This is a genomic window from Acinetobacter kanungonis, assembly GCF_009939195.1.
In the GTDB taxonomy this organism is placed as follows: Bacteria; Pseudomonadota; Gammaproteobacteria; order Pseudomonadales; family Moraxellaceae; genus Acinetobacter; species Acinetobacter kanungonis.
In genome coordinates, this window is sequence record NZ_JAACKC010000011.1 from 1 (window position 1) to 15,719 (window position 15,719).

Consider the following 15,719-nt stretch of genomic DNA (forward strand, 5'->3'; position numbering starts at 1 on the left):
GCACGTCTGTTGCTTTTTTCCACGAATTTATGCAAAAAACGTGTTTTTCACTCATTTTTTAAGCGCTTTTACACTTAAATCTCATATTTCTTTCCATTTTTCTCTCTTTTATCTGTCTAGATTGGGCCTCAATCTCTTTTTTAGTTTTTTAGATCCACTCTTAATAAAAAAAGCACAACCTAGGTTGTGCTTTGGGGGTTACGCTGTTCGTGAATCAAAATGAGCTTTCGAGTTCTTCCAACTCCATCATCAAACCTAGCATCTCTTCTTCAGTTTGCTCTAACTTGGTTTTAAGTTGATTTTGCTCATCCATCAATTTTAATAAATCTTGCTTACGCTCGGCGTCATACAAAGTACTGTCCCCCAGCAAGGTTTCAATTTCTTGTAAGCGTGGTTGTAACTTTTCCATTTGCGATTCGCATTTCTCAATGTTCTTACGAATTGGACGAGTTTGTTCACGCTGACGTGCGGCTTCTTTGCGCTGCGCTTCTTTATCCAGTTTAGAAATCGCAGGTTTCGCTTCGACCTGTGATTGAACTGGAGCAGCAGGTTGCTGACCATTCTTCATCATATCGATACGCGCTTGGCGTAACCATTCTGCATACGCAGTTAAGTCACCATCAAAGTCACGGCACGTGCCTTGGTGGACCAACAACAATTCATCACAGACGCTGGCAATCAATTGACGTTCATGTGACACCAACACCACAGCACCTTCGAAATCTTGTAGAGCCATGGTCAGTGCATGGCGCATGTCCAGATCCAAATGGTTGGTTGGTTCATCTAGAATTAAGACATTTGGGCGTTGCCAAACGATTAATGCCAAGGCTAAACGGGCACGCTCACCGCCAGAGAAGCTTTCGCTTGGCGTATCCATGCGCTCGCCACTAAAGCCAAAGCTGCCAAGGAATGAACGTAATGTTGCTTCACTAATTTTCGGGTCTGCAATACGTGCCAATTGCAACATTGGACTTGCATTCCCGTCCAACGCATCCATCTGATGCTGGGCGAAATAACCAATATTGAGTAATTCTGAGGCTTTGCGATGTCCTGCCAATAAAGGTAAATCACCCACCAAGGATTTAATCAGGGTAGATTTACCCGCACCATTCATCCCCAATAAACCAATTCGACTGGTCGGGGTAATTTGCAGATTGACATTGGTCACGATCAGTTTGTCACCATAACCAATATCAGCACTTTCAAGCTCCAGTAAGGGTGAACTCATTTTCGACGGTTCACGGAAACTAAACGTAAACGGCGTATCCACATGTGCAGCCGAAAGTTCCTGCATCCGCTCTAATTGTTTAATACGACTTTGCGCCTGTTTGGCTTTGGTGGCTTGTGCTTTAAAGCGGTCGATATATTTTTGCAAATGTGCACGAGTTTCTAATTGCTTTTCGTACGCCTGTTGTTGTTGCGCCAAACGCTCGCTGCGGGTACGCTCAAAAGTCGAGTAATTTCCTGTATATAAGGTCAATTCTTGATTTTCGATATGCAGGATATGATCGGTGATGGCATCCAAGAAATCACGGTCATGCGAAATCAACACCAATGTGCCTTCATAGGCTTTTAACCAGTCTTCTAACCACAAAATCGCATCTAGGTCTAAATGGTTGGTCGGTTCATCTAGCAATAGTAAATCTGAACGGCTCATCAGGGTACGTGCCAGATTCAGACGCATACGCCATCCGCCTGAAAAACTTGAAACATCGAGCTGTGATTGATGTTCAAAGAAACCTAAGCCCGCCATGAGTTGTGATGCTTTGGCCGCAGCCGAATAGCCATGAATTTCATCAAAGCGACCATATAAATGCGCCAGTTCATCATTGCTTAAGTTTTCTGGATGATCCAGTTTATGCTGAATCTCCCAATATTCTTCATCGCCCGATAAAACAAAATCAATCGCTTTCATATCTAGAGCTTTGATTTCTTGAGCCATATGTGCAACTGTCCAGACGGCTGGACGGGTCAAACTGCCTTCATCGGCACCCAATTCACCTAAAAATGCAGCAAATAAGGTCGATTTACCCGCACCATTCACCCCTGTTAGACCAATTTTCCAGCCTGGATGCAGTTGCATAGAGGCTTTTTGGAACAAAACTCGTCCCCCACGGCGTATAGAAAGTTGATCTAACTGAATCATTACAAAGACTGGCACATAAAAAGTTAGCGCTATTCTAAAGGAAGTCGCTCAGAAAACAAAAAGTACAAATGAATGCCGATCTAAATGTTATTGATCGGAAATAGAGTAAAAACTCTATTTTATCTAAATAAAACATGCTTATATAAATTTGTTCCTGAAAAATCAAAAGAATGAGGTGGAATCGTGAAGCAAGCCTTTTTGATCTTATCGACAGCAATGCTCTTTAATTTGTCTAATGTCGCTCACGCCAAGAGCAATATCTGTGTATTCGATTTACTGGGCAAATCAGGAGAATCATATAAATTTCTGGAGGAATGGGCATTGGCCAGCAAAAACTGGGGCGCCCAGATCAATCTGACAGCCTATAAAGATGAAGCTCAATTAGACCAAGACTTCAAAGCAGGTGTCTGCGATGGCTTCTATATGACCTCGATGCGGGCACGCAATTATAATAAATTTGCAGGTTCGATCGATGCCTTAGGCGGTGTACCCAATAATGCGATTGCGCAAAAAGCCATTATTTATGTCTTGGACAAGAGAAATCAAAAACGCTTGATTACCAAATCAGGAAAAGACACCTATGAAGTCGCGGGCATTGGTCAGATTGGTCCTGCTTATTTATTTGTACGCGATAAAGCGGTGAATAGTGTAGAAAAGCTGAATGGTAAAAAAATTGCGGTGATGGAATTCGATCAAGCCCAGAAAATTATGGTGAAACGGGTCAATGCTGTGCCCGTAATGTCTGAAATTTCTAATTTCGTGAAAAAGTTTAATCAAAACGAAGTCGATGTTGTCCCTGCCCCAGCCTATGCGTTTAAACCCTTGGAAATCCATAAGGGATTGGGCAGTAACGGCGCGATGATCAACTTTCCCGTGCTGAATGTCACCGCAGATCTGATTCTACGCCCTGAAAAATTTCCAGATGGCTTTGCTGCTCAATCGCGGCAATGGTTTGTTCGCCAATTGCCTAAAAGTTTTGCCATGGTGCAACGGGTAGAAGCCTCGATTCCCGCGAAATACCGAATGGAGCTGGACAAGGAAGATAAAGAAAAATACCAAAAGCTGCTGCGTGATGCACGCATGGATCTGACCCAGCAAGGTATTTATGACCCAACCATGATGACCGTCCTCAAAAAAGCCCGCTGTACTGTGGAACGGACCAATTTTGAATGCTCACTCGGTGGTGAATAATTTTTGGATCACTTTTGAGTAGCAAGTACATTATTCAATTGACTGATTTTTATGAGAACACGGCTTCGTATTGGACAAATTGACAGCAATTTTACTCAGCGTGTCATTTTTTTATTTAAAAATGGAGTAAATACTCTATTTATACATACAAAACTTGCTTAATATTGTCTGCGTGTAAGGACACTAAAAACAAGAATCAATCTGAAAAGGATGAACACAATGAAAAAAGTCATGTTAGGTTTCGCTGCAGTGACTGCGATGGGTCTATCAGCGACCACGCAAGCCGCACAGGTAGATGTCTGTGTGTTTGATTTGCTTGGAAAATCAGGTGAGTCTTATCAAATGGCGCAAGAATGGGCATTAGCAGCGAAAGGTTGGGGAGTCGATATCAATCTGATTCCACGTCAAGATGAAGCGGTTGCAGACAACGATTTTAAAGCTGGTAAATGTGACGGCGTATTTATGACTGCCATGCGTGCCCGTCAATACAATAAATTTGCAGGTTCGATTGATGCCTTGGGTGGTGTACCCAGCAATGCCATTGCACAAAAAGCCATTAGCTTTGCTCTAGACCAGCGTAATGCCAGCAAAATGGTCACGACTCTGGGGGGTAAAAAATATGAAGTTGCAGGCATTGCACCACTCGGTTCTGCCTTTATTTTTGTTCGTGACAAAAACATCAACTCGATTGAAAAAGCCGCAGGCAAAAAATTCGCGGTATTAGGCTATGACCAAGCACAGAAAATTATGGTGCAACGTGTCGGGGCACAGGCCGTCATTTCAGATGTCTCGAACTTCGTGGCGAAATTCAATAATGGTCAGGTGGATATGGTCGGTGCACCAGCCTATGCCTATAAACCCTTAGAAATTTACAAAGGTTTGGGTAACAGTGGTGCCATGTTCAACTTCCCTGTACTGCAAGTGACCGCTGACTTTGTGATTCGCCCAGAACAGTTCCCTGCAGGCTTCGGACAAAAATCCCGTGATTGGTTTGTGAAAAATCTGCCAAAAAGCTTCGCCATGATTAACCGCCTTGAAGCCGCAATTCCTGCCAAATACCGCATGAATCTGAGTGCTGAAGATAAAACCAAATATCAAAAGATGTTACGTGATGGTCGTATCGATCTCACCAAACAAGGCATTTATGATGCCAGCATGATGAGTGTTTTGAAGAAAGCACGTTGCTCTGTCGATAAAGCCAATTTCGAATGTTCAATGGCTGGTGAATAAACCTAAAATCAATCATTAAAGCCTAGATTCTTCTAGGCTTTTTTCTGTTTATCTTCTGTCTCCTATGCCAATGCAGATCCTGAAAAACAGGCTAAGCTTGAGCACAGGTAACATCATTATTTTACCGCGACATGATGAAGAATCTCATCACAACACTATAAAAAGAATGGAATAAGGACAATTCATATGATGACAGCATCATCCAAGCAACTTTTGATTGGACTCGGACTCTGTGCTGCAACCAGCCTTGTACAAGCCAAACAAGTGGTTTGCGTATTTGACTTGGTCGGGAAAAGTGGCGATGTATATGCCCTAATGAAAGACTATCAATTGGCTGCCAAAAACTGGGGCGCGGATATTGAACTACGAGTGGCGCAAAATGAAGCCGTAATTGCGGAAGATTTTAAAGCAGGCAAATGTGATGGCATCAGCGTTACGGGCATGCGGGGACGTCAATTTAATGATTTTACAGGTTCGCTGGATGCGATTGGGGCAATTCCCAATCTCAAACTGGCGGTCAAAGTGATGCAAGGTTTAGCCAATCCCACCTTCAGTAAATATATGGTAAAAGGCAAATATGAAATTGCGGGGGTAATTCCTGTTGGTGATGCCTATTTAATGGTGAATGACCGCAAAATTAATACTGTGGCAAAGGCCGCAGGGAAAAAGATTGCGGTACTGGATTATGACCAAGCACAAAAAATTATGGTGCAGCAAGTCGGTGCTCAAGCGGTCAGTTCAGATGTTACCAATTTCGGCAGTAAGTTTAACAATGGTCAGGTCGATATTATTGGCGCTCCAGCGGCAGCCTTTAAGCCGCTCGAACTGCATAAAGGTTTAGGCAGCAAGGGCGCAATTGTGAACTATCCAATCTTACAGGTCACAGGCAATATCATTATTCGTCCCGAACGCTTTCCTAAAGGCTATGGTCAACAATCCCGTGAATGGGTAAAAGCACAATTACCACGTGCCTTTGATATTTTAGGCAAGATGAAAGCCGATATTCCAACGAAGTACTGGATGGATGTTCCTGCTGCCGACAAACCTGGCTATCAAAAAATGATGCGTGAAGCGCGGATTAATTTGACCCAGCAAGGCGTCTACGACAAACGCATGATGAAACTGCTATGGCAATTCCGCTGTAAAGAAGATGCCAAAAATTTTGAATGTGGTCTGCAAGATGAAAACTACAAATAATCTTGATAAAATTACTCTGATTTGACTTTTAATCTTCGAATATTGACCATATATTGAGTATGCTATACTAGACATATGGTCTTTTTATTTTTTAAAAGACCCGAGAACCGAACAGAGGAATCTATCATGACTGCTCCAGCGCTTGAGTTGACTGACAATGCTGCAAATAAAGTACGCCAATTGCGCGATAGTGAAGGCAACCAAGATTTAATGTTACGTGTTTATGTAACGGGTGGGGGCTGTTCAGGCTTTTCTTATGGCTTTAACTTTGCCGACAATATGAATGAGGATGATGCCGAGTTCATTAATGGCGATGTAAAAATGCTGGTTGACTCACTGAGCTATCAATATCTCGTCGGTTCAGTAGTCGATTATGTGGAAGGTCTAGAAGGTTCACGTTTTATCGTACAAAATCCGAATGCAACTACAACTTGCGGCTGTGGATCATCTTTCTCGATTTAAGCCGATTACAGAATTTAAAAAACCTCCTGAATTGGAGGTTTTTTTTATGGGGGCCTAGACCGCAGTCATACTGCCTAAAATACGATAGCCATCCGCGCCTGTCACCGCAGGTAAATTACCGCTCAGGTATTCGACAAAACGCATCGCCAACCAAGCAAAAGCCGTAGCTTCCACCCACGTCGGACTTAGGCCCAAATCTGCGGTACTTTGGACTGTCCATTGGTGCTTACGCAAACGCCAGCGTAGTTGTTCTAATAACTGTGAATTATAAGCTCCACCACCACACACGTAGACTTCACCTGTATCCATGCTGGAACGATAAATGGCTTTTTTAATGGCACGCGTGGTCAGTTTTAATAAGGTGGCTTGGACATTTTCAGGCGTATCTTCCAATTCATCATAAGCCAGCTCGTCATTACGCCAGTCCATGAGCTGATCATCCAGCCAATCCAGATTAAAATCTTCACGCCCAGTACTTTTCGGTGGCTCTTTGGCGAAAAACTCATGCGCTTGTAAACGTTCTAACAAACTACGAATCGGCTGACCATAGCCTGCCCAATTGCCATTTTCATCATACGGTTGACCGGTATAACGATGGCACCATGCATCCATCAGAATATTGGCAGGTCCGGTATCAAAACCCGATACTTGCTCTGGTGCACCTGCAGGTAAAAGGCTGACATTAGCGATGCCACCCAAATTCAGAATTACACGATGAATACTTTCATGTTGGAATAAGGCTTGATGAAAAGCAGGCACCAGCGGCGCACCCTGCCCTCCTGCTGCCATATCACGACGGCGAAAATCGGACACCACTGGAATTTTGGTGATTTCGGTAATGATATTCGGATCACCAATCTGTAAGGTAAAACCATGCTCTGGTCGATGGCGAATGGTTTGCCCATGTGAACCAATGGCTTTAATTTGGCCACGATCCAGTTGATGCTGTTCAATCAGCGTATTGATGCCTTCACCAATCATTTTCGCCAAAGCCACATCCGCTTTGCCCATACGATCAATTTCGTTGTCATCTGGCAAAGTCAGTGCCATCAGTTCATCGCGTAAATCGGGGTCAAAAGCCAAGGTGAGCGTGGCATGCAACTGCAATGGATCGAATGAAGCGGCCACAATATCTACCCCATCCATGCTGGTGCCGGTCATTACCCCAATATAGATTGCTGTCATGATTATTCTAAAGCCTGCAATGTGCTGAAAAAGTGTTAGTATATCGCACAAATTGAATAACTGATGTGTTTGGGTTTTGTGATGTCAAATTTCCTGCCAGCTGAAGAACAGCTTGCCCTCATTCAACGAGGCACTCATGAAATTATCTCTGAAGAGGATCTGTTAAAGAAACTCAAAGAGAATCGTCCTCTAAAAATTAAAGCGGGCTTCGACCCGACTGCACCTGACTTACACTTGGGTCATACGGTGCTGATCAACAAATTAAAAACCTTCCAAGACCTCGGTCATGAAGTGTTTTTCTTGATTGGTGACTATACTGCGATGATCGGTGATCCAACGGGTAAAAGCGCAACTCGCCCACCGTTGTCACGTGAACAAGTCTTAGAAAATGCCAAAACCTATCAAGAGCAAGTCTTTAAAATTCTTGATCCAAACAAAACCAAAGTGGTGTTTAACTCAGAATGGTTTGCGACCAAAACTGCAGCTGATTTAATTCAGTTGGCTTCACAGCAAACTGTTGCGCGTATGTTAGAGCGTGATGACTTCACCAAGCGTTATAACAACCAACAACCGATTGCGATTCACGAGTTCTTGTATCCACTGGTACAAGGTTATGACTCTGTTGCCTTACATGCCGATGTCGAATTGGGCGGTACGGATCAGACCTTCAACTTGTTAATGGGGCGTACTTTGCAAGGTCGTTATGATCAAGAAGCGCAAGTGTGTATTACCGTGCCAATTCTTGAAGGCTTGGATGGCGTCAACAAAATGTCTAAATCTTTAGGCAACTACATTGGCGTATTTGATACCCCAGGGGCAATGTATCAAAAAGTCCTTTCTATGCCAGATGCTTTGATTGAACGTTATTTTGATCTACTCAGCTTTAAATCGGTTGAAGAAATTAAAGTCCTGCTCCAAGAAATTGCAGAAGGTCGTAACCCACAAGAAGTGAAGAAGATTCTTGCACTCGAGTTGGTTGAACGTTTCCACGGCGCTGAAGCGGCTGCCAATGCCCATAAAGGTGCAGGCAACATCATTACTGAAGGTGAACTGCCAGAAGGGACCCCTGAAGTGACCATTTCACGTGCCGAGTTTGGTGGTGAAATATTTATTGCCTCGATTGTGCGTGCAGCGGGTTTAACCAAAAATGCGGCGGCGGCTAAAGATGCTGTTTCACGTGGAGCCGTTAAAGTCGACTGGAATGTGGTTGATGCCAGCTTCTCTGTGAATGAAAACATCACCCTGATTGTTCAAGCGGGTAAAAAAGCCATTGCGAAAGTGACGTTTACCGACTAATCCACGCAAAGCGAAAAGCAGGTCACTCGACCTGCTTTTTTTATGTCTAAAAATCAACTTAATCGAATAAGCCCACCAGTTTTTTTTTACAAAAGCGTAACTCTACAATTCGCCATGCATCAGATTGGAAATGCCACGTTTCCTGAATAACCTGTTCAGGCTGCGCCAAATGCAACAGGATTCGGCATTCTGTTTGAGTCGGATTAAACTCAAACATTTCAGTCTGAATCTCTAAATGACGCGGCTTCCATACCCCATTTTGCACTGCATGCTGAATACTGGCGTAACGGCTTAAATTGCTTTCTACTTTGCCTTGCGCTTCATACACCACCTTAAACTCTGGATGCTCGTATTGCATCAACTCTTGCACCTGCCCTGTATAAAAGGCATTTAGCCAGTGGTCACGGCACTGCTCCAAACTTAAATCCATCGTCTTCCCTCGCTGTTATTTTTATTCAGCATGCCACAGCAATAAGTCAGTTTAATAACTCTCACCAAAACCCAACAAAACAACCTGCCATAAAAAAAGCAGCCCTGAGGCTGCTTTTAAAAATCACAACTGCTTAAGCATCAATATCTGCATTCAAGGCATTCTCTTCAATGAAGGCACGACGTGGTTCTACATCATCCCCCATCAAACACGAGAACATACGGTCAGCTTCAATCGCATCATCAATGGTGACTTGCAACATGTTGCGGTTTTCAGGATCCATGGTGGTTTCCCAAAGCTGTTCCGCATTCATCTCACCCAAACCTTTATAGCGCTGGATCATCATGCCGCGACGCGAGTCTTGTAAAATATGCTGCCAAACCTGATGGAAATTGCTGACCGCAATTTTACGCTCACCTTTCTCCAAATAAGCACCTTCTTCAAGCAGGCTGAACCAGCTCTTCGAATTCTTGAGTAAACGTACATATTCAGTCGAAGACAATAAGCCCGCATCAAGTAAATAACTATGCGGCAAGTTATGCACATAAATGGTAATGCGTGGGAAATACACCACCGCTTTTTCACCATCTGGCAATTCTTTATCAAAGGCTTCCAGTGTTAACTCAGGACGCAAGCTCGGCTGAACTTTTTCCACTGCGGCACGTAATTGCTCACCCCAGTGTTGCACATAAGCCAAATCTTGCGAGTGGTCGAATTTGTAAGTTTCCAATGAAATCAAACCATCCAACAAACTTGCAGGATAACGCTGGGTTAAACGCTGTAAGCTCTTCTGCGAAGTCTGATAATCCGCAATCACGTTGGCTAAAGCCTCACCGCGAATCGCAGGTGCTTCAGCGCTGATGTGTAGTGCCAAGTCATCAATCGCATTCGAAATCAGGAAGGTTTCCAATGCTTCATTGTCTTTGATGTACTGCTCTTGCTTGCCTTTCTTCAACTTATACAATGGCGGCTGGGCAATATAAATATGACCACGCTCCACCAATTCTGGCATTTGGCGGAAGAAGAAAGTGAGTAACAAGGTACGAATATGTGAACCATCGACGTCGGCATCGGTCATGATGATGATTTTGTGATAACGCAACTTGTCAGGATTATATTCTTCACGCCCAATACCACAGCCAAGCGCCGTGATCAGGGTGCCGACTTCCTGAGAAGAAATCATCTTGTCAAAACGTGCACGTTCCACGTTCAGGATTTTACCTTTTAACGGTAAAATTGCCTGCATTTTACGATTACGTCCTTGCTTGGCTGAACCACCCGCAGAGTCACCCTCGACCAGATACAGTTCAGACATCGCTGGATCTTTTTCCTGACAGTCTGCTAACTTACCAGGCAAACCTGCGATATCCAGTGCACTTTTACGACGCGTCATTTCACGTGCCTTACGCGCAGCATCACGGGCACGTGCAGCATCAATAATCTTGCCTGCAATGGATTTTGCCGCCGCAGGATTCTCAAGCAAGTACTCCGAGAACGCTTTGTTCATGGCTTGCTCGACCGCAGGCTTCACTTCACTCGACACCAGTTTTTCTTTGGTTTGTGAAGAGAACTTCGGATCTGGCACTTTGACAGAAATAATCGCCGTTAAACCTTCACGAGCATCATCACCCGTAACCGCAACTTTCTCTTTTTTCAGCAGGCTCTCATTTTCCATATAGCTATTTAAGCCACGGGTCAATGCTGCACGGAAACCAGCCAAATGTGTTCCGCCGTCTTTTTGTGGAATATTGTTGGTAAAGCAACGCACGTTTTCTTGATAAGAATCGTTCCACTGCAAAGCCACTTCAACCCCAATGCCATTTTCAGCTTGCGTAGTGAAGTGAAAAATTTCATTCAGATGGTTTTTGCCCTGATTGATATATTTTACAAACTCAGACAAACCACCTTCGTAGTCATACACGTGTTCTAGGTTGATCCGCTCATCACGCAGAACAATACGCACACCTGCATTCAGGAATGAAAGTTCACGTAAACGGCGCGCCAAAATATCCACATTAAAAATGGTCTGGCTAAAGGTTTCCGCACTTGGCCAGAAACGTACGATCGTACCTGTCGTTTCAGTATTACCAATCACTTTTAAAGGATACTGCGGATCACCGTGACGATATTCTTGTTGATGAATATGTCCAGCACGGTGAATGGTTAATTCGAGCTTGCTCGACAAGGCATTTACCACGGAAACACCTACACCGTGTAAACCACCTGAAACTTTATAGCTATTATCATCAAACTTACCGCCGGCATGCAGAATGGTCAAAATTACTTCTGCGGCAGACACCCCTTCTTCAGGGTGAATATCGGTTGGAATACCACGCCCGTTATCCGAAACGCTCACCGACTCATCTTCATGAATCGTCACCAAGATTTCATCACAATGACCTGCTAAAGCTTCATCAATGGCGTTATCCACCACCTCAAACACCATGTGATGCAAACCTGTACCATCATCAGTATCGCCAATATACATACCTGGGCGCTTACGAACGGCATCCAAACCACGCAAAACTTTAATGCTGGAGGAATCATAAGCCTTTTCGTTGCTTTGTTCTGTTTGAGTGACAGATTGGTCTTCTGAACTCATGGTTACTCCCTAGTGAAAAATCGGTCTATCCAAAGATGGGAAATCATTGCACAACACATGCCACTCGACCATTTTCCACGTGGAACAATTGGTGGGAAATAGACAAGTCATGTAAATGTTTTTGCACAGATTCATGCTCTAAAGTGGTAATAAAAACTTGACTACCAAGTTGGCTTAATCGCTCAATTAAACGTTGTTGTGCGGCTAAATCTAATTCTGCTGTCAGATCATCTAATAATACCACAGTTTCCTTATTACAGGCATGTAGCATTGCAATCTGGGAGAGTTTTAGCGCCATAATCAACAGCTTTTTTTGTCCACGCGATAAAACAATATCCGCCTCCCCCATCGGGGTTTTTAAGCGTAAATCGGCACGGTGTGGACCGTATTCGGTATAGCGTCGATCGACGTCTTTTTGATGATGACTGCACAGGTCATTCCATAACCCATGCTCAGTATGAAAACCCGCGACATATTCCAGTTCAATGCTTAAATTAGGTAATAATTGCTGCAAATCTTGCTGAAAATAAACATTCCACTGCTCCACAATCGCTACGCGCTGGGAATGCAAAATTTCACCATATTCACCCAGCATTTTATTCCACGGCTCCAACTGCTCCAAACTTAATGAACGTTGTGATTTTAGCAAGCTATTGCGTTGTTTCAATGCACGAGAATAATACTGCCAAGCATGATAAAACTCAGGTTCCACGTGAAACATGAGCCAGTCCAACAATTGTCGTCGAGGCTTTGCACCATGATCAATAATATCGGTGCTTTGTGGGTCAATATGTTGTAAGGGCAGCAGTTTGGCCAGTTGCCCTTGGGTGGCGATGTGGTCACCATTGACCTTCATCACCTGCTCTCCACTTATGTGCTTTTGCATCCCTACTTTTTCACTGGCAGATTGTGCAAAAACCACGGCATTTTGAGCATCATACAGAATATAGTGTTTAGGAATATGGGTACGAAAGGAACGCCCTGTCGCCAGCAAATGAATGGCTTCCAAAATTGAAGTTTTACCCGAACCATTCGCACCATAAAAGACGTTAAACGGCTGCAACTCAGAGAGTGCAACCGTCTTTAAATTACGAACACGTTCGATATTTAAACGCGTAATATGCATAATAAATCTAGTGCTTAGACACGCATCGGCATCACGACATAAGTCTGATCGGTATGTGCAGGATCATGTACCAATACCGACTGATTGGCTTCAGTCATGGTCATCGACACATCATCACCATCCAATACACTGAGTACATCCAGTAAATACTGCGCATTAAATGACATTTCTAACGGCGCATCGTTATATTGAATCGCCAAATCTTCAATGGCTTCATCTTGTTCAGGGTTATTGGCACGTAACTGCAAGGTATCGGTACTAAAATTCAAGAACACACCACGAAGTTTTTCATTACTTAAAATCGACACGCGCTGTAGAGACTGCTTAAACACATCATGGGCAATCATTACATTTTTGTCGCCACCACGTGGAATCACACGGCGATAATCCGGGAATTTTCCATCAATCAATTTCGTGGTAAAACGAACGGTAATCGGACCCTGCTCTTTATCACGGCTTGGCGTGTTGATGGTGACATTCAACAATTCACGACCAATCAATAAAGACAATTGCTCATCTTCAATACTCAGTAAACGCTGTAATTCACCCACAGCTTTACGTGGCACAATTGCTTGAATCAATTGCTGGGTATTTGAAGACGCTAAAGTTTCACATAAGGCCAAACGGTGACCATCAGTCGTGACTGCACGCAATTGATTTTCATCAATTTCCAATAAGGTACCCGTTAAATAGAAACGTACATCTTGCACCGCCATCGCAAAGGCAGTTTTTTCAAATAAACGCTTTAATTCACGCTGAGTCACGGCAACTTGCGTGCCTTGCGTATTTTCAGTGTTTAACAGCGGATAATCTTCCGCAGGTAAAGTCCCCAAGACAAAACGACTGTTGCCCGATTTCAGAATACAACGTTGATCTTCAGTAATTTGAATATCAATGAGAGCAGCACTTGGTAAAGACTTACAAATATCCATGAGTTTACGTGCAGGAACTGTAGTCTCACCTGCTTGTAAACAAGCACCTTCCATCAAGTTGGTGCTTGCCACCAATTCAACTTCCAAATCCGAACCTGTAATCGCCAAAGCATTTTGACTCACTTGTACTTTAACATTCGACAAAATGTTTAAGGTGTGGCGACGTTCCACCGCTCCTACCACATGTGAAAGAACATTAAGTAAACTTTCTTTGGCGATTTTTAAACGCACGATGCATTCCTCGAAAAAACTGAAGATGAAATATAAATAAATGTATTTTTAGCAGTGTACTATGCGGCAGAATATACCGCATTGCAAGAATAGAATTTGAGCAATAAGGTTTAACTTTGCAACAGGCGCTGCAAGTTTTTGTAATCCTCATTAAAGATCGGATCATCTTCTCTGAGGCTTTGCACTTTTTCACAGGCATGCATCACGGTACTGTGATCACGACCACCAAATGCCATGCCAATTTCAGGGAAACTGTCCCCTGTCAGCTCACGAGCTAAGCCCATTGCCAATTGACGTGGACGTGCATAAATTCGGGTACGTTTCGGACCAATCAACTCTTTCAGAGGAATCCGGAAATATTCACTCACCACACGTTGAATATTTTCTGTACTGATGGTTCGTGCACGGATGGCTAAAACATCTTTTAGCGACTCTCGCACCACATCCAGATCGATCGAAGTGCCTTTGAAACGTGAAATCGCAACCACTTTATTCAGTGCGCCTTCTAATTCACGCACATTGGCAACCACTTGCTGCGCAATAAAGAGTGCACAGTTCCGAGGTAAATCAACCCCACTGCTCTGCGCTTTCTTTAATAAAATTTCAATTCGCGTTTCGATATCCGGTGGTTCAACGCCAACCGACAAGCCCCAAGAAAAACGGGACACCAAACGTGCATCCAGCTCCGTCAATTCTTTTGGATAACGATCTGAAGTTAAAATAATTTGTTTAGATTCATCAAGCAAGGCGTTAAAGGTATAGAAAAACTCAACCAAACTGGCTTCTTTACCCGCCAACAAATGAATATCATCGACCAAGAGTAAATCTAGAGAACGACAATTTTTCTTAAATTCTTCAACTTTGCCTTGTTGTAAGGAACTGACAAAATCTTGCACAAAACTTTCCGCCGTCATGTACATCACACGTGCATTCGGTTTTGCCTGTAATAACGCATTACCCACGGCTTGCATCAAATGGGTTTTACCCAAACCTGTCGGACCATATAAAAACAATGGGTTATGCTGTGAAGCACCCAATTGTGTCAATACTTTACGACAAGTCTCTGCTGCCATCTGGTTAGAGCGACCTTCAACAAACAAAGAAAATGTAAACAAAGGATTGAGTAAGCGCTTTTTGTTCTTTAACTGCGCCTCATCTTTCTCTTTCTTCACCTTTGCAACGGGTGCAGGCGCGGCTGTTTCTAGTGCCGCAGTCGTCGTCGCGGGCTGTTCACTTGGGGATAAAATCGCGCCTGGACGCGAATCTACCATAATTTCGACATGGCGAACGCGTCCTTCAGACAATTGTTCCGCCAAAATGGTGATCAGTTCTAAATGATGTTCCTGAATATAGCGCGTCCAATATGGATTAGGCGCATATAGTCGCAAAGTGTCATCCAACTCTTCAGCAACTAAAGGGCGAATCCACATTGTAAAAACATTTCCAGAGAGCTCTTGTCGCAAGCGAGTTAAGCAGTCTGTCCAAAGCATGTGAAACCCCTATTCATCCATTTTTAAATTTAAAAACACCAGTGTCCGCCAAAGCGGGTCGCCATTCTAACCAAGTTATCCACATCTGTCATGAAGAATTCTGCAGAAATTGCTCAAAAAAGAAATAAACAATCTAAATTTAAATTCAAAACCACATGTGGATAAAAAAACCCACAAGCTGTGGATAAAAAAAACCATCAA

The 15,719-nt window shown here is 43.5% G+C and carries 12 protein-coding genes; 5 read left to right on the plus strand and 7 right to left on the minus strand.

Annotation, left to right across the window (positions count from 1 at the left end; translation table 11 throughout):
• Positions 1-214 precede the first annotated feature (214 nt).
• Positions 215-2,146, minus strand: a complete 1,932-nt coding sequence (abc-f, locus tag GWK51_RS15780; protein WP_161934430.1) for a ribosomal protection-like ABC-F family protein — start codon at positions 2,144-2,146, stop codon at positions 215-217.
• A gap of 183 nt (positions 2,147-2,329) precedes the next feature.
• Between abc-f and GWK51_RS15785 the strand changes: the two genes are divergently transcribed.
• The 4 genes from GWK51_RS15785 to erpA all read left to right on the plus strand — a co-directional run bounded on the left by GWK51_RS15785 (position 2,330) and on the right by erpA (position 6,226).
• Positions 2,330-3,337, plus strand: a complete 1,008-nt coding sequence (locus GWK51_RS15785) for a putative solute-binding protein (protein WP_161934431.1) — start codon at positions 2,330-2,332, stop codon at positions 3,335-3,337.
• Positions 3,338-3,556: 219 nt separating this feature from the next.
• The gene (locus GWK51_RS15790) at positions 3,557-4,567 is read left to right on the plus strand and encodes a putative solute-binding protein (protein ID WP_161934432.1); all 1,011 of its coding nucleotides are present in this window, start codon (positions 3,557-3,559) and stop codon (positions 4,565-4,567) included.
• 189 nt (positions 4,568-4,756) lie between these two features.
• Positions 4,757-5,764 carry a putative solute-binding protein gene (locus tag GWK51_RS15795; RefSeq protein ID WP_161934450.1) on the plus strand — a complete coding sequence of 336 codons (1,008 nt, stop codon included), beginning with the start codon at positions 4,757-4,759 and terminating at the stop codon, positions 5,762-5,764.
• A gap of 126 nt (positions 5,765-5,890) precedes the next feature.
• Positions 5,891-6,226, plus strand: a complete 336-nt coding sequence (gene erpA / locus GWK51_RS15800; RefSeq protein ID WP_142769879.1) for an iron-sulfur cluster insertion protein ErpA — start codon at positions 5,891-5,893, stop codon at positions 6,224-6,226.
• A 54-nt stretch (positions 6,227-6,280) separates the two neighbouring features.
• Here erpA and GWK51_RS15805 read toward each other — a convergent pair whose 3' ends face one another.
• Entirely contained in the window at positions 6,281-7,411 is a 1,131-nt protein-coding gene (locus tag GWK51_RS15805; RefSeq protein ID WP_161934433.1) for an anhydro-N-acetylmuramic acid kinase, read from the minus strand.
• Positions 7,412-7,474: 63 nt separating this feature from the next.
• Here GWK51_RS15805 and tyrS point away from each other — a divergent pair, with 63 nt between their 5' ends.
• Complete coding sequence (gene tyrS / locus GWK51_RS15810) at positions 7,475-8,707, plus strand: tyrosine--tRNA ligase (RefSeq protein ID WP_161934434.1); 1,233 nt, start codon at positions 7,475-7,477, stop codon at positions 8,705-8,707.
• Between the two features lie 58 nt (positions 8,708-8,765).
• Here tyrS and GWK51_RS15815 read toward each other — a convergent pair whose 3' ends face one another.
• From GWK51_RS15815 to dnaA, 5 genes are all read right to left on the minus strand, one after another.
• On the minus strand, positions 8,766-9,137 hold the full coding sequence (locus tag GWK51_RS15815; RefSeq protein ID WP_100242860.1) for a hypothetical protein: 372 nt from the start codon (positions 9,135-9,137) through the stop codon (positions 8,766-8,768).
• Between the two features lie 133 nt (positions 9,138-9,270).
• Positions 9,271-11,739 carry a DNA topoisomerase (ATP-hydrolyzing) subunit B gene (gyrB, locus tag GWK51_RS15820; RefSeq protein ID WP_100242859.1) on the minus strand — a complete coding sequence of 823 codons (2,469 nt, stop codon included), beginning with the start codon at positions 11,737-11,739 and terminating at the stop codon, positions 9,271-9,273.
• Positions 11,740-11,782: 43 nt separating this feature from the next.
• Complete coding sequence (gene recF / locus GWK51_RS15825; protein ID WP_161934435.1) at positions 11,783-12,865, minus strand: DNA replication/repair protein RecF; 1,083 nt, start codon at positions 12,863-12,865, stop codon at positions 11,783-11,785.
• Between the two features lie 14 nt (positions 12,866-12,879).
• A complete protein-coding gene (gene dnaN, locus GWK51_RS15830; protein WP_100242857.1) occupies positions 12,880-14,028 on the minus strand; it encodes a DNA polymerase III subunit beta in 1,149 nt (382 codons plus the stop codon).
• Between the two features lie 110 nt (positions 14,029-14,138).
• Positions 14,139-15,518, minus strand: coding sequence for a chromosomal replication initiator protein DnaA (dnaA, locus tag GWK51_RS15835; RefSeq protein ID WP_142769874.1), 1,380 nt, complete (start codon positions 15,516-15,518; stop codon positions 14,139-14,141).
• Between the last annotated feature and the right edge of the window lie 201 nt (positions 15,519-15,719).